Here is a 16,459-nt window from a genome sequence, read left to right as displayed (position 1 = left end):
CGCTCTAATCAGAGCGCTTTTTTATTTAGCATCCGCAAGGATCTGGCGGTGTGACCACAACTGGTCGTGTATTAATATCAATCGTATCTTCTGCATAAAATGTGGAACCGATGCTGATGGCTCGATTTTCTGCACGGAACGTGTATGTACCTGCAGCAGGGAGTACTTTATGTGAAAGCTTTAATGTATATTTGGAAATTCCAAGTAAATCCAGTCTGAGCGGAATACGAACGGTTTGTCCGTTGTTCAAAATGTAGCTGTCTTTTAATGCTTTACCGTTCATAATGTCTTTAGTCGTTGCTTGGAAACCCTTTGGCAGAGTGAACTCAACCGCACCAAGACTTAGAACAGAATTTGGGCTGTACGTCAGCTCAATGTCAGAAAAAGACCATTCCTGCTTACTTGCTCCTGTAATTTTTGCGTAAAGTGCAGCTGGTTTTGCATTGGTTGTTGCTTTGCCGGCTTCCTCAGCAGATGCAGAAAGCGGTACAGACAGTGCCATAACCAATGTGAGCATCCCCATCATAAGAATCGTCCACGTTTTTTTCATTTTTTCCTTCCCCCTTGTTGAATATAGGTAAATAATAGATGATTACACCCATTATTTACCTATAATGTTACCATATTACCATATGGTATTAAATGGGAAATTATACCCTTATTTTGTCATTCTTTAGTAATAGCGGGGAAATAGCGCATTTGGTTGATTCATTCCGTAATAATGGCCTGGCATTTGCTGGTTTGTTGGCATCATCATATGCATATCTTGATAACCATATGGATGGTGTGGCATCATCCCATATCCACCATAATGGCCTAGATGATGGTGATCTTTCATTGGAACATGCTTTGAAAAGGTATCATGCTGATTTGGGAACGGTGAATAAACTGAATGATGATGTGGATGGTGCGCGTTATACATATCTTTTTTGCCGCTATGATAATGGTTTGGCATATTCATATGATCATGCATGTTTGGCGCGACCATATGCTCATGATTGGCTGTATACACATTTTCAAATGTGTGATAGGGATTTTCTTGGTGATAATGATTCATTTGGCTGTTCATATCGTTCATGTATATCTCATCCTTTATGTCAGGTTGCCATATCCTATGAGACAGTTCTGCTTCATGAGCCTATCCATATAAAAGAAAAAAACCGGCTTTTCAGCCGGGAAAAGGAAAAGCAGGTAAAGCGTCAAGCGTTAAATTGTGTAGCTGTGTCTTCTTCTGCGACGCTTTTTACATCTGCTGCAGACACTTTTAGGAAAATAACAGGGATCGTAGCTTCGAGAGGTATCCCAAAAATCGCTCTCAAACCATTTATCTTTTTTATGACAAAACTTTTTTTCTTTACATGGATCCTCATGGCAATGATCGTCATGCTTTTTATGGCAGTGTGAGTGGGAATGTTTGCACTTGCATTTGCACATTGTCATCCCTCCTAAATGTGACTCAATGCTAGTATATGCAAGAAAGAAGCATGAGGACTGGATGCTCATGCTTCTTTTATAAAAAAAGGCTTTTTCTGAAAAAACTCAAATAAAAAGAATTGACTAGTGCTAAATTAACATGATAAAATATAAATTTTTATCCTCTGAAGAAATGTGTTATAATGATATTGTGAATACTTTCGGAGGTGGCGGATTTGTTTCAAATAGGTGATAAAATTGTTTATCCAATGCATGGAGCCGGTGTGATTGAAGGAATGGAAGAAAAAGAGATTTTAGGTAAGACGCAGGAATATTTCCTGATTCAAATGCCGAATATGCAGATGATGGTCCCAAAAGGCAGAATCAATCAACTAGGTATACGTCCGGTAGCAGACCAAGCAACGCTGAAAGTTGTGATGAACAATTTTGCAGAAGAAACAAACGACGACACGCTTACTTGGAAGCAAAGATATGATGAAAATCTGAAAAAGCTAAAAACAGGTGCGATCGAAGATGGTGCAGACGTTGTCAAAGATCTAATGAGACGAAATCAGAAGAAAGCGTTAAATTCAAGTGAAAAGAAGATGCTTGAAGATGCAAGAGGCATGTTAGTGAGTGAGATTTCACTTGCACAGGGACTGACGCAAGATGAAGTGATGACAGCTTTAGAGAATGAATTAAGAATGTAATGATGATATACAGAGACTAGCTGTAAACTGAAGGGGACTACTTCTTTTGTTTACAGCTTTTTTGTTTGAAAAAAAGAGTAATATTGCCATTTTTGTAGGTGGTTTTAACTAAAATTGAAATGAGGTCATACGATTTAGTTTTTACGTTCACAACAAAAATTTAAAGACCTCTGAAATACCTAGATCATATGAAAAACAGGTAACTTCTCCTGATTCATTTAAATGAGCCGGACAACCTTTGAATTTTCTAAGCCATTGATAGTAAAATATTGCGGTAAGATGACACCTAAGAGAAAAAAGGAGCGGTGAAATGAAAAGGCTACTAATATGTGGATTCATCTTTCTTATTCTGTGTACTCTTTTAATGGTGAAATGCAGCCATTCTGTTCAAGAAAAAAAAGAGCAAAAGCAGCATCATCAAGAGGTAGAAAAGTATCAAAAAGAGCGAAAACAAGGCGATCAATATGAAAGCTTTAAACAGCTCATGCGATATGAAAGAGACGGTTATGAGATAGAATTTCACGAAAAGGGCGGAAGTGATTTACTTGTATTTTCTCCTCATGGAGGTGAAATTGAACCAGGAACAAGTGAAATTGTAGAAGCCTTTCAAGAAAGCTACTCTACGTATTTGTTTGAAGGTACAAAGCAAGACAATAACCGGGACCTGCATATCACGAGTACCAATTTTGATGAACCCATTTTGGTTCAAATGATTAAAACGTATCCTTTTTCAATTTCCATCCACGGCTATAAAAGTGATAAAAGACACACGCTCGTTGGCGGCACAAATGAAAAAATGCAAAGAGCCGTTGTACGAGAACTAAAAGATCGGGGATTTTCCGCAGAAATGGTACAAAAAGGCGAACGGCTTTCTGGTACAGATCCCAAAAATATAAATAATCGAAATGCGAGTGGTGAAAGCGTTCAGCTCGAAATTAGTACAGCGCAAAGAGAAGCTTTTTTTGATAATTTTGAGACGAGAAAAGGAAAGAAAAAAGCATTTAGACGCTATATTAATGCATTAAAAGAAGTACTAAGAGAATTCGATCCGTCTTCGTAAAAAAGTTTGATGGGCAAAAGTGCTCTATTTAAACTTGGTAAAAAAGATAGGAATATGCGATTTGAACATAAAATATGTAATAACTTACAATTTGCCTTGAAAACATAAATTATGTAAAATAATAGTTATCAGTTTGATATGATAGAATGGGGCTGAAGTGGATGGCACACAAAATACCATCTTCCGAAGTAGGTGTAAAGATCAATCAATGGTACACGCATATTTGCAAATTTGAAGTTGAACAGGCAAACGGCATGAAGCGCCTTGTTGAAGAAGAAATTCATGATATGGAAGAGGATCAAGATTTACTCCTATACTATTCTCTAATGGATTTTCGCCATCAAATGATGCTTCAGCACTTAGCGCCAGTCCATGCAGGGAGTGAAACGCTTCAAGCAGTGTCCTTTCCTAAAGAAATTGACGATGCAGAAGATGAAATGACAGGCTTACTCGGCTATTATTTTCATTTTTTTCATGGAATGTATGCGTTTATCCAGCGCCGGTATATCGAGGCCATTTCATATTACAAGCATGCGGAACATCAACTGATTTTAGTGACAGATGAGATCGAAAAAGCAGAATTTTACTATAAAATCGCAGAAGTATACTATCATATGAAACAAACCTATTTCTCCATGCACTACGCTAAAAAGGCAAGAGACATCTACAAGAAACATCAGCTTTATGGAAAAAGAAGCATTCAATGTGATTTTGTCATGGCAGGTAATTGGATTGATGTTAATCAGTATCAAAAAGCGCTTCCTTATTTAGAAAAAGCGTTAAAGGTCTGTGAAGCGATGGAACAAAAAGAATGCACATCTTATTTTAAAGCAATGGCTCTTAATAACTTAGGCACTTGTCATTATAGTATGGGAACGTATCATACAGCGACTGTCTTTTTTGAACAAGCCATTTCACTTTATCAGAAAGATCAAGCATCCACGATGATCAAATCGTTGTTTTCACTTGCCCTTACTTGTTTTAAACTCGGAGATATCAAGCGGGCGGGCGAGGCCATATCTACAGGAATGAAAGAGGCTTGTGTATTGGAAGATGAAATTTATCAGTTGAAATTCCAATTTTTGCAGGCGCTCTATATAGAGAAAGACGGCTGTGAGCAATTGAGGTCGGCCCTTTTTGGTCTGAGAAATAAAAAAATGTTTGCTGATTTAGAGGAATTAGCACTTGATGCGGCTAATTATTATAAGGAACGCGACATGTACAAGGAATCCTCCACTTTTTTTGAGATTGTGATCGAAGCGCGTACGCACATTCAAAAAGGAGATGAGATGTATGAGAACGAAGCATAACATGTCAGCTGCTCAAGTAGATGAAAGACTTCACACTTAAAAATGAGACAAACAACACCCTTTACGCAAAACGTAAAGGGCTTTTTTCTTTATTCTTTGATTGCTTTTTCTGCGTCAATTGCACCTGCTCCATAAACCATCGGGTCATCCCCAGACCACTTGCTTGTATTTTCTTTTAACAGGGTTTTGACTTCATCCGGTGTTAAATCTGGTGAATGCTCTAGTAGTAGAGCGCAAATACCAGCACAAATCGGTGTTGCCATCGATGTGCCAGATAACGTTGTATAATCACGATCGACTCTGCTTGATTTATCAAGTTTATCCAGAAAGGATCTTGGTGATCTGAGAGAAACGATGTTTACTCCAGGTGCGAGGATATCAGGCTTTGCCTCCCCATAAACCGTTGGTCCTCTGCTTGAAAACGGTGCCACGACATCGTCACTTGATTCTGGTGTATTTCTGTCATCGTAGGCTCCGACCGTAATGACTTTTTGACTGACAGCAGGGCTTGCAATCGTCTGGCTGTTAGGACCAGAGTTTCCGGCAGCGACGCATACAACAATCCCTTGATCCCAAGCCGCATTGACAGCACGCACCATTGGATCGTCCTGTTCGTCATCATAACGCTGCGCAGCTCCGCCCAGCGACATACTGATAATATGAATTGGATCATCCGGGTTGTCTTCGTTGAATTGTATGCACCATTCAACACCTTCTATAATAGTAGAAAGTGATCCAGCCCCTTGTTTATTTAACACTTTCACGCCAATCAGATTTGCTTTTGGGGCAGGTCCTTTGTATAAGCCGTCTGAGGCGGCTCCATCTCCAGCGACATCTCCCGCGCAGTGAGTACCGTGGCCATTATCATCATAAGGCTTTGTTTTTTGTTTGACTAAATCCACAAAATCTCGAATTCTTCCATCTAAATCTTCATGTGGATAAATTCCCGTGTCAATGACAGCGACCGTAATGCCTTCTCCTGTTAAAGTTGTCCCGTTTCGGATGACTTCTTCAGCATGGCTTGCTTGTGTGGCTACATCCAGCAGCGCATGAACTTTCCGGTCTAAATAAATTTTACGAATATGCTCACCATTTGCTAATAGCTCCTCTAAAGCAGCAGGCGTTAAATCAGCAGCACAGCAGTCGATATGTGAAAAATGCCGTCTTATATTTGTTTTTCTGCTTTTTTTCATGAGCTGCTTTGTGCTTTGAATCCCTGCCTCGGCTGCACCTTCCTTAAATTCAATGATCACACGAAGCTTCTTTTTCTTCTTCAGCCTGCCTTCGAAAAAACGATGAAGAAAGCATGGCGTCCATTTAAAAGGTTTATAAAGGTGAAGAACGGTCTCTCTTAAAGGCTGATCTAGTTTACTAGCATGTGTTCTGACCATCTGCACCATAGAAAATCCAAACATGTGATGCCCTCCATTCCAGCTATCCATTCTCGTACACTCTTACGTTATGAGAATGAGAACTGCTTGGTTCGGATTCTTGTCCCTCCTTTTCTTTATATTGGCGGCTTGCTTATGTCTTTCAAAAAAAGAAAAGCGCTTACATTTTGTAAAATAATAGAAAAAGGTGGAATTCACGTAGAATCTGCCGATGATAGGTGGGAGAGTTCTTCTGAGAGAACCAGTGAAACAAAGGATTTTGCAGAAAAAGGAGGGCTGTGGACAGGGTCAATGCTCATATAAATGTGATGCGTGACAGATGGAAAACATCAAATCCTTATCAAAAAAAGCCGAATTAAAGAAAACAGACTGGATAGGACTAGGTCATATTAAACATAACGTCATTTTTTTGTCATACTATTCTAACTCTGTTTTCAAAGAGGAGAGGCGTTTCTGTGTATATAAATGCAATTATCTTATTTTTGAGGAATCTCATGATCTAGAGTGTTATGATCAAACGTGAAGAGAAAATGTGGAAAAAATGATAAGAAATGATGATTCAATATTAATCATAGAAACGGCTTAGAAATCTGTTAAAGGAGAACGGGAATGAAGAAGTTTTTTGCTTTGCTTCTCCTGCTTGCGATCGGATGGGGCGTTTATTATACTATGCAAGCACAGGAACATGATGAGCCAGTGTCATCAGGTGGGGAAGACGAAAGCGGTTCAAATGATATTTATCGAAATTTTAAAGAACTTGAAGAAAACGAATCAACAAGCAGCTATAACATTACAGCCAACCCAGTGCCTGGCAGCCGCCTTCTTGTGATGTCACCTCATGGCGGGAGGATCGAAGGCGGCGTGAGCGAGATCGTCCATTTTTTTGACAACGATTTTTCGACCTATTTATTTGAAGGTCTAAGAGAGAATGCATCAGAACTTCATATTACAAGTACAAACTTTGATGAGCCAATCGGCGTCGCGCAGGCAAAAGCACATGATTACATCTTAGCAGTGCATGGATACAAAGGCGAGGAAGGAATTGACCATACTCTCGTCGGCGGAACAGATTACGATCGTGCAGAGAAAATTGTGAGCTCATTAGAGCGGAACGGGTTTTCTGCTGAACTAGCTGTCGCACACGCAACCCTGAGCGGGACAAGCAATCATAATATTAATAATCTTACAAAAACAGGGCAAAGTGTGCAGCTTGAGATTAGTAGAAGTCAGCGTGAAGCTTTATTTGACAGTTTCGATTTTCGGAGACGGTCAAGTACAAAAAACGAGACATTCTATCGTTATGTCAGGGCGATTCGGACAGTGCTGGATGAAGAATATACGTAAGGGCTGTGCACATGTTAAGACAAGCAGGGGAATTCTTGTTACACTATGAACAGTGATAACAAAAGGAGAGACGGATATGGCGCGTCATCATTTTCATCTTCAGGCAAGCTGGCCCGGTCTGCGTAACGATGTGGGTACAATCGCATGTGAACAATTAAAAACAAAGATTTCGATTCCAAAGGAAATGGACGGTCCAGGTATTGGAACCAATCCAGATGAGATGCTCTTAGGTGCAGCGGCTACGTGTTATATCATTACACTTGCAGCCATGATGGAGCGGAGTCAATTAGACAAAGAGGATCTATCGATGAGCTCTGAAGCCGTCGTAGATGTGACAAATGGTGTGTTTACTTATGAGGAAATCATTCATCGGCCTGTCATCACCCTCAAAGAGTCCGCTTCCGCACATGATATTGAGCTGGCCCGAAAGCTTGCGCATAAAGCCGAAAGCTCATGTATGATTTCAAGAGCTGTTCAGGGGAATGTGAACATTTCCTTAGAAGAAACCATTCAAGTCGGCCGTTAAAACAAAAAAGTCATTTTCTCTAGAAATATGGAGAAAATGACTTTTTTTATGACGTCCATTCGGTTTGATCGAGTTGTGCTTTGGTTTCGTTCTTTTGCTTCTTGGATTGATTTAAGACAATCACGCCGCAGATGACAAGTGCAAGGCCGATGTAGCCTTTCGTGCTGATCGTTTCGTTAAACAGCACAAGTCCTACAAGAGCAGTGAGAGCTGTTCCAACGCCAGACCAGGTTGCATAGGCAGACGAGAGCTCGATGGTTTTAAGTGCCAAGCTCAGGAAAGTAAAGGCGCATCCAAATCCGATCAGTACCCCGATACTCGGCAGCAGCTGCGAAAAGCCTTGAGAAAGCTTCAGCATTGTACTGCCAAAAACCTCCGTCAAAATGGCTCCTGTTAAGTAGAGTATTCCTTTCATCATCTCCCACATCCTTTATGACATATTTAATAGTACGACCCCTGAGACAAGCATCGCCATGCCAATGACGGCTTTTTGGTTCAAGGTTTCTTTGAAAAAGAGCACGCCAAAAATAGCCGTGAGGACCGTACCAACCCCAGACCATGTTGCATAAGACATGCTAAGCGGAATAATGTTCAGTGTCAATGACAGCATATAAAAAGCAAGTGTATAGCCAGCCACAACAACCGCGCTAGGCTTCCAGCGCGTAAAACCATGAGATAATTTTAACATCGCGGCGCCAATGGCTTCTGAAAAAATGGCCACAGCCAAAAAAAGATATCCGAGGATCATGATCATCCCTCCTCTAATAGGTGTAAAATCCGATGAAGTAAAAGGTTTTTTTCCTCTCTTTTCAGCGGTTCTAGCTGAAACATTTCTGAAAACCATATCCCATCACATGCAAGGCGGATCAGCTGACTCAGTGCAGGATCGCTTATTTCCTCAGCTGCTTTTTCTTTGAACTCCGCATAAAAAGCACGCCAAGGGTGCAGCAGCGCATTATCAAATGACATGGTAGCCAGCATACTTGTACATAGCTGGGTCGTATGCTGCATGTCTAAATCATGTAATGTGGCCAATAGATATGCGCGTACATAAGGCGCTTTTTCGTGTTTGTATGTTTCTTGATACGTCTCGAGCTGCTGACGAAAACAAAGAATCGCATGCTCATTCATTTGTTGGATGAGCTCTTCCTTGCTTGAAAAATGATAAAGCAGACCGGCTTTGGTCATATTTGCATGCTCTGCCACCTGCTGAAGGGTGAGCTGGCTTAACCTTTCTTTTAAAATCGTACTGGCAGCTGCATCAAAAATTTGCTCTTTTTTGGTTTTAGACATAAAAAAAAACACCTACTTTACTGAACAGTCGGTAAAGTAAATGTTAACCCATGAAAAAAGAGTGTGTCAATCGATTCATTTTATGAACGGATGTTTTCACTTAAACGTCATATTTAATACCAAGGGTATGGTCCATATGGCGGGTATGGCGGATAAGGGTATCCATAGCCATATCCTGGCGCAAGCAGAGATCCAGCAAGCAGGCCTCCAGCAAAACCACCTAAAAATGGAGGTCCAAAGAATCCAGGTCTTCCAAAGCCAAAGCCTGGGCGGCCAAAGCCAAACCCAGGTCTCCCAAATCCAAACCCAGGTCGGCCAAACCCAAATCCAAAAGGTCTTCTCATGTCTTCTTGAATAAACGGAGGTGCGTCAAAATAATTCATAATAAAAGGCTCCTTTCTCATAAAATCACTGTAACTGACATCAGTGTATTCCAGCAGCCTACAGATGTTTGGGTGAACGCCTAATATAAGGAGGAATGTTAGAAATGGGCCTGTATCCATCTGATTGGGCAAAGTGTCCGCCGCATGCTCATGCATATAAAGCACGTACAGATATAACGGAGGGGCATTATCATTTAATAGAAGGTATTTCTCAGCCTGTAAATGGTAGCAGTACCGACCGGCATACTCATTTTTATCGCGGGATCACCTCCTTTGAAAGAGGTCATTTTCACAGGTACTACGGGGTCACAGGGCCGGCAATTCCAAGAGTGGATGGAACACATTATCACGAGATCGAGGAAGTCACCTATTCAGCCTATCTCGATTCTGTTCCCATTCCATATGGAGGTGTCGTCTATAGTCCAGATGAGAAGCGGCCAACACATAAGCATCGTTTAAAAGGAAAAACATATGAAGTGGTTGGAAATGAACCGCTTGGCTGGTAATGGGCAGGAGATAGGAGAGTAAGAAAAGTTATGCTATACTGTAGGCAGTTTTGTAAAAGTGAGTGATGTTATGAATAAAGCGAAGCAGCCAGTAATCGTGTTAGTAGGGCCGACGGCTGTCGGCAAAACCAAATTGAGCATTGATATAGCCAAAGCATTTAATGGAGAGATTATCAGCGGGGATTCTATGCAGATTTATAAAGGGATGGATATCGGAACAGCTAAAATCACTCCCGAAGAAATGAATGGCATCCCGCATCATTTAATTGATATTAAACAGCCGGACGAATCTTTTTCTACAGCTGAATTTCAGCAGCTGGTTCGTGCGAAAATCAAAGAGATTGCCGCTAGAGGGAAAACGCCAATGATTGTCGGCGGAACAGGCCTCTATATCCAATCTGTTTTATATGATTACACATTTACGGATGAGAAAAGTGATCCTGCTTTTAGAGAAGAAATGACGCTCTTTGAACAGCAGCACGGCGCGCTTTTGCTGCACGAAAAGCTAAAGGCAGTAGATCCTGATGCGGCAAACGCTATTCATCCAAATAACGTCCGCCGCGTGATCCGGGCGCTGGAAGTGATTCATACAACAGGTCAGAAAATGTCGGAGATGCAAAACGGGCATCAAGAAGTTCCTCTTTATGATACAGCCTTCATTGGGCTGAAAATGGATCGAGAGGTTTTGTACGAGCGCATTCATCAAAGAATTGATATGATGATAGATGAAGGCTTAATTGAAGAAGTGAGAGCACTTTATCAATCTGGTTTGAAGGATTGTCAGTCTGTTCAAGCCATTGGTTATAAAGAGCTGTATGCCTATTTTCAAGGTGACTGCTCACTTGATGAAGCCATCCAGCAATTAAAGCAAAATTCCCGTAGATATGCGAAGCGTCAGTTCACGTGGTTCCGTAATAAAATGGCGGTCACTTGGTTTGATATGACACCGCCTTGCCACTTTTCAGACAAAAAAGAGGAAATTTTCGCATATATAGCAGGAAAGCTTGGACTTAAAGCGAAACTGTAGTTATCAGAATCAAGGAGGACGAAACATGAAACCGATTAATATTCAGGAGCAGTTTTTGAATCAGATCCGCAAAGACAATACATTTGTCACAGTATTCTTGCTGAATGGCTTTCAGCTTCGCGGTCAAGTGAAAGGGTTTGACAATTTCACGGTGCTGCTTGAAACAGAAGGGAAGCAGCAGCTTATTTATAAACACGCCATTTCTACATTTGCACCTCAAAAGAATGTAAATCTAGAATTAGAATAGGATATGTTGTATTTAAAATAGCCCCATGCCTCTGCGAATAAACCGGCCGGAACCCGCTACGTTTTTTGTCAGTGCAGAGGGGCTATTTTGCATGCAATGAAACTTTTCTGCCAATTTTCCGTATCATTCCTTATTGGATATTAGAAGGGTGAGGGGATTCATATGGAAAATGCAGAGCTTGAATTAAGAAGGATTAGAGTGATCCTCCTTTTGATTGGAATTGTTGTCTTGTTTGGATCGTGCGCTATCTCAAACATTGAAACGAGACAAGAAAATTGGAATAACCATTCTCATGAAAATGCAGATGGCGTTTTACCATCATCTGCTGCACTAAAAAATAATCATTTTGCTGTTGTGAAAGATGATCAAGTACATGTGTACCGATTTGATGAAAAAGAAGGAGAGCTGACTCTCGTTACAACGAAATACATAGATGAATGGGACGACGAAGAATATGATGATGACCTTGATGAAGAAGAGTAAGCACGTAAATTTACAAATGAATGTGAAGCCGCTACACTATAATCATGCATCAGACATCTAGACAGAAAAGGATGAGTTCATGACACATAAAATTAAAATTAATCATTGGGAACAAACTTGTGAAGACGATTCCTGTTTCGAATATGGAACAAGCGTTTCTGTAAATGGGAAAGAATTAGTGAGAGAAGCTTCAATCGTCTCTGCGCTTGAAGCGGTGCTAAAAGAATTAGGTGTTGAAGTGGAAATTACAGAAGTGTCAGAAGATTTACAGTGCGATGCCTACAAAAAATAAAACAAAAAGTCTAGTCTACTAAGCGATTTTTTTTCGTGTTATGATAGATTTCGGTTTCAGTTGAATAGGGAGTAGAGCAGTCTATTTTTAGATCCTGTTCTGCTCTATTTATTTGAACGTACGAGTTCGGCTATGAAGGTTCGGCCGGGTTGGTTGATTTTTTTCGTTTCGAACATCTATATGTTGTGTTTTGAAAAAACATAGTATACTATATATAGTGAATAACGAAATGATCAACAATACTAAAAACTAGGTCGTGATGGAATTGATTCAAATCGTATTTGATTCAAAAACAGGAAATGTTCAACGCTTTTTGGACAAGACCCCTTTTACAGACAAACGAAAATTGACTGGAGAAGAGTTTTTGGATACGCCGTTTATTCTCGTCACCTTTACGACAGGATTTGGACAAGTCCCTAGTACCACTCAGTCCTTTTTAGAGAAAAATGCTCACCTTTTACTAGGTGTTGCGGTGAGTGGCAACAAAGTGTGGGGAGATAATTTTGCAAAAAGCGCCGATACGATTTCTAAACAATATCAAGTTCCTATTTTGCACACCTTTGAACTAAGCGGAACAAAAAGGGATGTTGAATTGTTTACACAGGAGGTAGAAAGAATTGTCACAAAATCAGGTTCCAAAGTGGATACAATTAAATAACGAAATTATGATTCAAAAAGAAGGAAAGTTTCAGTTCGATAAGGACAAAGAAGCTGTACATAGTTATTTCGTAGATTACATTAATCAAAACACGGTCTTTTTTCACAATCTAGAAGAGAAGATTGATTACTTAATAGAAAACGACTACTATGAGGAAGAATTTTTAAGACAATACAGCATGGCAGATATTAAAGAAGTCTTTGAAGCTGCATATGCCAAAAAATTTAGATTCCCATCATTTATGAGTGCGTTTAAGTTTTACAATGACTATGCACTGAAAACAAATGATAAAAAGAAAATCCTTGAACGCTATGAAGACCGCATTTCAGTTGTAGCACTTTTCTTTGCGGGTGGAGATAAAGAAAAAGCACTTGAGTTTGTAGAACTGATGATCAATCAAGAGTACCAGCCAAGTACACCAACTTTCTTGAACGCCGGACGTAAAAGACGCGGTGAGCTTGTGAGCTGCTTCTTGCTTGAAGTAAATGACTCACTAAACGATATTTCAAGAGCGATTGATATTTCCATGCAGCTGTCAAAATTAGGCGGCGGCGTCAGTTTGAACCTGTCAAAACTTCGTGCAAAAGGCGAAGCAATCAAAGATGTCGAAAACGCGACAAAAGGTGTCGTCGGCGTGATGAAGCTTCTTGATAATGCATTCAGATATGCAGATCAAATGGGGCAAAGACAAGGATCAGGCAGCGCCTACTTGAATATTTTCCACAGAGATATCAATGATTTCTTAGATACGAAAAAAATCTCTGCCGATGAAGATGTTCGCGTGAAAACACTATCCATCGGAGTCGTCATCCCGGATAAATTTATCGAGCTTGCTAGAGAAGATAAAACAGCCTACACCTTCTATCCGCATACAGTCTATAAAGAATATGGACAGCATCTTGATGAGATGGACATGGAAGAAATGTATGACGAGCTTGTAGAAAACCCGAAAGTCAAAAAAGAAAAAGTCAATCCGAGAAAGCTTCTTGAAAAATTGGCTGTTCTACGCTCAGAATCAGGCTATCCATATATCATGTTCCAAGATAATGTAAACAGAGAGCATGCCTTGAACCATATTTCACGAGTGAAATTCTCAAACCTTTGCTCAGAAGTGCTTCAGGCTTCAGAGGTTTCTTCTTACACGGACTATGATCAAGAAGATGAAATCGGCCTTGATATTTCTTGTAACCTTGGTTCATTAAATATCATGAATGTCATGAAAAACAAATCGATCGAAAAAACAGTCAAACTTGCAACAGACTCACTAACGCTTGTGTCTGAAACAACAGACATTCGCAATGCACCAGCTGTTCGAAAAGCGAACAAAGCGATGAAGTCAATCGGACTCGGTGCGATGAACCTTCACGGGTATTTAGCTCAAAACCAAATTGCCTATGAAAGTGAAGAAGCAAGAGATTTTGCAAATACGTTCTTTATGATGGTGAACTATTATTCAATTAAACGCTCAAGTGAGATTGCAAAAGAAAAAGGAGAAACATTCCATCGTTATGAAGGCTCTGGCTACGCAACTGGTGAGTACTTCAATAAATACGTGGAGAATGATTTCACACCAAAAACAGAAAAAGCAGCAGCACTATTTGAAGGCATGCACATTCCAACAAAAGAAGACTGGGCAGCACTCAAAGAATTTGTAGCGGAACATGGCATGTATCACAGCTATCGTTTATGTATTGCACCAACAGGTTCCATTTCTTATGTTCAATCGGCAACAGCCTCTGTGATGCCAATTATGGAACGTATCGAAGAAAGAACATACGGCAACAGTAAAACTTATTACCCAATGCCAGGTCTTTCAGCACAAAACTGGTTCTTCTATAAAGAAGCATACGATATGGACATGTTTAAAGTGGTCGATATGATTGCAACGATTCAGCAGCACGTCGATCAAGGAATCAGCTTTACACTATTCTTAAAAGATACGATGACAACGCGTGATTTAAACCGCATCGATCTTTATGCACACCATAAAGGCATTAAGACACTTTATTATGCAAGAACGAAGGATACAGGGCAGGAAGGCTGTCTTTCTTGTGTTGTTTGATTAAAGGAGAGTTTAACGTGACAAAAATTTATGATGCAGCCAACTGGTCAAAACACGAAGACGATTTTACACAAATGTTTTACAACCAAAATGTAAAGCAGTTCTGGCTTCCAGAAGAGATTTCCTTAAACGGCGATCTCTTAACATGGAAATATTTAGGTGAAAAAGAGCGAGATACGTATATGAAGGTACTTGCTGGACTGACTTTACTTGATACAGAACAAGGAAATACAGGGATGCCGATTGTTGCTGAACATGTGGACGGCCATCAGCGTAAAGCTGTACTCAACTTTATGGCAATGATGGAAAATGCGGTGCATGCGAAATCATACTCAAATATCTTCATGACACTCGCACCAACTGAAACGATCAGTGAAGTGTTTGAATGGGTCAAGAAGAATAAATTCCTGCAAAAGAAAGCAGATATGATTGTCAGTTTATACCGTTCGATTCAAAAAGACGATCCTATTTCTCTCTTTAAAGCAATGGTTGCTTCTGTTTATTTAGAAAGCTTCCTATTTTATAGTGGTTTTTACTACCCGCTTTATTTCTATGGACAAGGAAAGCTCATGCAAAGCGGTGAAATCATCAACTTAATTTTGCGTGATGAAGCGATTCACGGTGTGTACGTTGGATTATTAGCACAAGAAATTTACAACAAACAAACACCTGACGTGCAAAAAGAGCTATATGATTTCTCTATTGACCTTTTAAACGAGCTTTATGAAAATGAACTTCATTACACTGAAGATATTTATGACCAAGTCAATTTATCGCATGATGTGAAAAAGTTTATTCGTTACAATGCCAATAAAGCGTTAATGAACCTTGGATTTGCCCCTTACTTTGAAGAAGAAGAGATCAACCCTATTGTATTGAATGGACTCAATACAAAAACAAAGTCGCATGACTTCTTCTCAATGAAAGGGAACGGCTACAAAAAAGCAACAGTTGAGCCGTTAAAAGATGACGATTTCTTCTTTGGAGATGAATCATAAGGAAAGCGTAAAAGTCAAAACGCATCACTCGTTTTGGCTTTTTGCCATTTCTAACAATGTGATAGTTACATACTGGAGGTTACCGAACATGGGAAAAATGGACGAAATCATTTTAGTAGCACCACGCGTACGCGTGTTTCAAAACGAAACACTTGCGTTTAATGGTGTGAACAGTGAAGAGAAAACAATCAGCACCATTATGAAAGAAATCGAAGAGCACTTCGAGCAAATGCGAAGAGGCGATGCAGAAGAAAATCCTGACTTCAAGCAGCCAATTCCTTATGTCGTGATTAAGCGTGAGGACGAAGTGTATGTATACGAAAGACTTCAAGGCGGAGGAGAGACTCGCTTACATCATAAGTTATCTCTTGGCTTTGGGGGGCATATGAATTTCATCGAAGGAAAAAACTTTGCTGAGATTCTAAAAGAAAATACAGATCGTGAGCTGGACGAAGAACTTTCTATTCAAGAAGAAGACAAACTTGAAATGAAAACCCTTGGTTTAATCAATGACGATGACAACAGTGTCGGCCGTGTGCACATCGGACTGTTATCAGCGCTTGAGCTATCTCCGGGTGCTCATGTGGAAGTAAAAGAAACAGATCAAATCTCAGGAAAATGGATGAAAGCAGCCGATTTGAAAAAGCCTGAATACTTCGATCGTCTTGAAACATGGTCTCAATTTGTCGTTAACATCTTAGCGTAAATGAATACACAACAAACCGGCTCAGCAGAAGACTTGAGCCGGTTTGTTTC

General features: G+C 40.1%; 21 protein-coding genes. 14 read left to right on the top strand and 7 right to left on the bottom strand.

Going from position 1 to position 16,459, the window contains the following annotated elements; all coding sequences use genetic code 11:
• Positions 1-25: 25 nt before the first annotated feature.
• Both bslA and JJ692_RS12675 read right to left on the bottom strand, forming a co-directional pair.
• Positions 26-550, bottom strand: a complete 525-nt coding sequence (gene bslA, locus JJ692_RS12680; RefSeq protein ID WP_024424102.1) for a biofilm surface layer hydrophobin BslA — start codon at positions 548-550, stop codon at positions 26-28.
• Between the two features lie 123 nt (positions 551-673).
• Complete coding sequence (locus JJ692_RS12675; RefSeq protein WP_024427030.1) at positions 674-1,078, bottom strand: hypothetical protein; 405 nt, start codon at positions 1,076-1,078, stop codon at positions 674-676.
• 571 nt (positions 1,079-1,649) lie between these two features.
• Here JJ692_RS12675 and JJ692_RS12670 point away from each other — a divergent pair.
• From JJ692_RS12670 to JJ692_RS12660, 3 genes are all read left to right on the top strand, one after another.
• Positions 1,650-2,123 carry a CarD family transcriptional regulator gene (locus JJ692_RS12670; protein ID WP_024424099.1) on the top strand — a complete coding sequence of 158 codons (474 nt, stop codon included), beginning with the start codon at positions 1,650-1,652 and terminating at the stop codon, positions 2,121-2,123.
• 310 nt (positions 2,124-2,433) lie between these two features.
• Positions 2,434-3,183: a poly-gamma-glutamate hydrolase family protein gene (locus JJ692_RS12665; RefSeq protein WP_103132403.1), complete on the top strand. Its 750-nt coding sequence runs from the start codon at positions 2,434-2,436 to the stop codon at positions 3,181-3,183.
• Between the two features lie 161 nt (positions 3,184-3,344).
• Positions 3,345-4,493, top strand: a complete 1,149-nt coding sequence (locus JJ692_RS12660; RefSeq protein ID WP_024427032.1) for a Rap family tetratricopeptide repeat protein — start codon at positions 3,345-3,347, stop codon at positions 4,491-4,493.
• An 89-nt stretch (positions 4,494-4,582) separates the two neighbouring features.
• Here the strand turns inward: JJ692_RS12660 and JJ692_RS12655 are convergent, their stop codons facing one another.
• The gene (locus JJ692_RS12655) at positions 4,583-5,908 is read right to left on the bottom strand and encodes a S8 family peptidase (protein ID WP_206533839.1); all 1,326 of its coding nucleotides are present in this window, start codon (positions 5,906-5,908) and stop codon (positions 4,583-4,585) included.
• Positions 5,909-6,493: 585 nt separating this feature from the next.
• Between JJ692_RS12655 and JJ692_RS12650 the strand changes: the two genes are divergently transcribed.
• Both JJ692_RS12650 and JJ692_RS12645 read left to right on the top strand, forming a co-directional pair.
• A complete protein-coding gene (locus JJ692_RS12650) occupies positions 6,494-7,228 on the top strand; it encodes a poly-gamma-glutamate hydrolase family protein (RefSeq protein WP_025093280.1) in 735 nt (244 codons plus the stop codon).
• 76 nt (positions 7,229-7,304) lie between these two features.
• Positions 7,305-7,754, top strand: coding sequence for an OsmC family protein (locus JJ692_RS12645; RefSeq protein WP_024424094.1), 450 nt, complete (start codon positions 7,305-7,307; stop codon positions 7,752-7,754).
• A gap of 46 nt (positions 7,755-7,800) precedes the next feature.
• Here the strand turns inward: JJ692_RS12645 and erbB are convergent, their stop codons facing one another.
• The 4 genes from erbB to JJ692_RS12625 all read right to left on the bottom strand — a co-directional run bounded on the left by erbB (position 7,801) and on the right by JJ692_RS12625 (position 9,430).
• A complete protein-coding gene (gene erbB, locus JJ692_RS12640) occupies positions 7,801-8,169 on the bottom strand; it encodes an SMR family multidrug efflux transporter EbrB (RefSeq protein ID WP_024424093.1) in 369 nt (122 codons plus the stop codon).
• Between the two features lie 15 nt (positions 8,170-8,184).
• A complete protein-coding gene (erbA, locus tag JJ692_RS12635; protein WP_024424092.1) occupies positions 8,185-8,502 on the bottom strand; it encodes an SMR family multidrug efflux transporter EbrA in 318 nt (105 codons plus the stop codon).
• A gap of 2 nt (positions 8,503-8,504) precedes the next feature.
• Positions 8,505-9,047 (bottom strand): TetR/AcrR family transcriptional regulator, encoded by a 543-nt coding sequence (locus JJ692_RS12630; RefSeq protein WP_206533838.1) that lies wholly within the window; start codon positions 9,045-9,047, stop codon positions 8,505-8,507.
• 113 nt (positions 9,048-9,160) lie between these two features.
• Entirely contained in the window at positions 9,161-9,430 is a 270-nt protein-coding gene (locus tag JJ692_RS12625) for a hypothetical protein (protein ID WP_024424091.1), read from the bottom strand.
• 104 nt (positions 9,431-9,534) lie between these two features.
• Here JJ692_RS12625 and JJ692_RS12620 point away from each other — a divergent pair, with 104 nt between their 5' ends.
• The 9 genes from JJ692_RS12620 to JJ692_RS12580 all read left to right on the top strand — a co-directional run bounded on the left by JJ692_RS12620 (position 9,535) and on the right by JJ692_RS12580 (position 16,409).
• The gene (locus JJ692_RS12620; RefSeq protein ID WP_044330437.1) at positions 9,535-9,936 is read left to right on the top strand and encodes a YmaF family protein; all 402 of its coding nucleotides are present in this window, start codon (positions 9,535-9,537) and stop codon (positions 9,934-9,936) included.
• Between the two features lie 70 nt (positions 9,937-10,006).
• Positions 10,007-10,963: a tRNA (adenosine(37)-N6)-dimethylallyltransferase MiaA gene (gene miaA, locus JJ692_RS12615; RefSeq protein WP_025093277.1), complete on the top strand. Its 957-nt coding sequence runs from the start codon at positions 10,007-10,009 to the stop codon at positions 10,961-10,963.
• A gap of 25 nt (positions 10,964-10,988) precedes the next feature.
• Complete coding sequence (gene hfq, locus JJ692_RS12610; RefSeq protein WP_024424088.1) at positions 10,989-11,210, top strand: RNA chaperone Hfq; 222 nt, start codon at positions 10,989-10,991, stop codon at positions 11,208-11,210.
• A gap of 162 nt (positions 11,211-11,372) precedes the next feature.
• The gene (locus JJ692_RS12605; protein WP_206533837.1) at positions 11,373-11,693 is read left to right on the top strand and encodes a YmzC family protein; all 321 of its coding nucleotides are present in this window, start codon (positions 11,373-11,375) and stop codon (positions 11,691-11,693) included.
• Positions 11,694-11,772: 79 nt separating this feature from the next.
• Entirely contained in the window at positions 11,773-11,985 is a 213-nt protein-coding gene (locus JJ692_RS12600; protein ID WP_003212415.1) for a hypothetical protein, read from the top strand.
• A gap of 265 nt (positions 11,986-12,250) precedes the next feature.
• Positions 12,251-12,643 carry a class Ib ribonucleoside-diphosphate reductase assembly flavoprotein NrdI gene (gene nrdI / locus JJ692_RS12595; RefSeq protein ID WP_008360380.1) on the top strand — a complete coding sequence of 131 codons (393 nt, stop codon included), beginning with the start codon at positions 12,251-12,253 and terminating at the stop codon, positions 12,641-12,643.
• Positions 12,603-14,705: a class 1b ribonucleoside-diphosphate reductase subunit alpha gene (gene nrdE, locus JJ692_RS12590; protein ID WP_044330425.1), complete on the top strand. Its 2,103-nt coding sequence runs from the start codon at positions 12,603-12,605 to the stop codon at positions 14,703-14,705. Before nrdI ends, nrdE begins: the two co-directional genes overlap by 41 nt.
• Positions 14,706-14,722: 17 nt before the next feature.
• Entirely contained in the window at positions 14,723-15,703 is a 981-nt protein-coding gene (nrdF, locus tag JJ692_RS12585; protein WP_024424085.1) for a class 1b ribonucleoside-diphosphate reductase subunit beta, read from the top strand.
• An 88-nt stretch (positions 15,704-15,791) separates the two neighbouring features.
• Positions 15,792-16,409, top strand: coding sequence for a hypothetical protein (locus JJ692_RS12580; protein WP_206533836.1), 618 nt, complete (start codon positions 15,792-15,794; stop codon positions 16,407-16,409).
• Positions 16,410-16,459 lie beyond the last annotated feature (50 nt).

Origin of the sequence: Bacillus sp. 3a (genome assembly GCF_017161885.1) — a bacterium.
Classification (GTDB): Bacteria; Bacillota; Bacilli; order Bacillales; family Bacillaceae; genus Bacillus; species Bacillus safensis.
This window is presented reverse-complemented; position numbering and strand designations above follow the sequence as displayed.

Excerpts from the sequence above, each read along its gene's own strand:
- JJ692_RS12665 (WP_103132403.1), top strand. The coding sequence starts at position 2,434 with ATGAAAAGGCTACTAATATGTGGATTCATCTTTCTTATTCTGTGTACT.
- JJ692_RS12620 (WP_044330437.1), top strand. The coding sequence starts at position 9,535 with ATGGGCCTGTATCCATCTGATTGGGCAAAGTGTCCGCCGCATGCTCAT.
- JJ692_RS12675 (WP_024427030.1), bottom strand. The coding sequence starts at position 1,078 with ATGAACGATATGAACAGCCAAATGAATCATTATCACCAAGAAAATCCC.
- JJ692_RS12650 (WP_025093280.1), top strand. The coding sequence starts at position 6,494 with ATGAAGAAGTTTTTTGCTTTGCTTCTCCTGCTTGCGATCGGATGGGGC.
- JJ692_RS12605 (WP_206533837.1), top strand. The coding sequence starts at position 11,373 with ATGGAAAATGCAGAGCTTGAATTAAGAAGGATTAGAGTGATCCTCCTT.
- miaA (WP_025093277.1), top strand. The coding sequence starts at position 10,007 with ATGAATAAAGCGAAGCAGCCAGTAATCGTGTTAGTAGGGCCGACGGCT.
- JJ692_RS12660 (WP_024427032.1), top strand. The coding sequence starts at position 3,345 with ATGGCACACAAAATACCATCTTCCGAAGTAGGTGTAAAGATCAATCAA.
- erbA (WP_024424092.1), bottom strand. The coding sequence starts at position 8,502 with ATGATCCTCGGATATCTTTTTTTGGCTGTGGCCATTTTTTCAGAAGCC.
- JJ692_RS12655 (WP_206533839.1), bottom strand. The coding sequence starts at position 5,908 with ATGTTTGGATTTTCTATGGTGCAGATGGTCAGAACACATGCTAGTAAA.
- bslA (WP_024424102.1), bottom strand. The coding sequence starts at position 550 with ATGAAAAAAACGTGGACGATTCTTATGATGGGGATGCTCACATTGGTT.
- hfq (WP_024424088.1), top strand. The coding sequence starts at position 10,989 with ATGAAACCGATTAATATTCAGGAGCAGTTTTTGAATCAGATCCGCAAA.
- JJ692_RS12645 (WP_024424094.1), top strand. The coding sequence starts at position 7,305 with ATGGCGCGTCATCATTTTCATCTTCAGGCAAGCTGGCCCGGTCTGCGT.
- JJ692_RS12580 (WP_206533836.1), top strand. The coding sequence starts at position 15,792 with ATGGGAAAAATGGACGAAATCATTTTAGTAGCACCACGCGTACGCGTG.
- JJ692_RS12600 (WP_003212415.1), top strand. The coding sequence starts at position 11,773 with ATGACACATAAAATTAAAATTAATCATTGGGAACAAACTTGTGAAGAC.
- JJ692_RS12630 (WP_206533838.1), bottom strand. The coding sequence starts at position 9,047 with ATGTCTAAAACCAAAAAAGAGCAAATTTTTGATGCAGCTGCCAGTACG.
- erbB (WP_024424093.1), bottom strand. The coding sequence starts at position 8,169 with ATGAAAGGAATACTCTACTTAACAGGAGCCATTTTGACGGAGGTTTTT.
- JJ692_RS12625 (WP_024424091.1), bottom strand. The coding sequence starts at position 9,430 with ATGAATTATTTTGACGCACCTCCGTTTATTCAAGAAGACATGAGAAGA.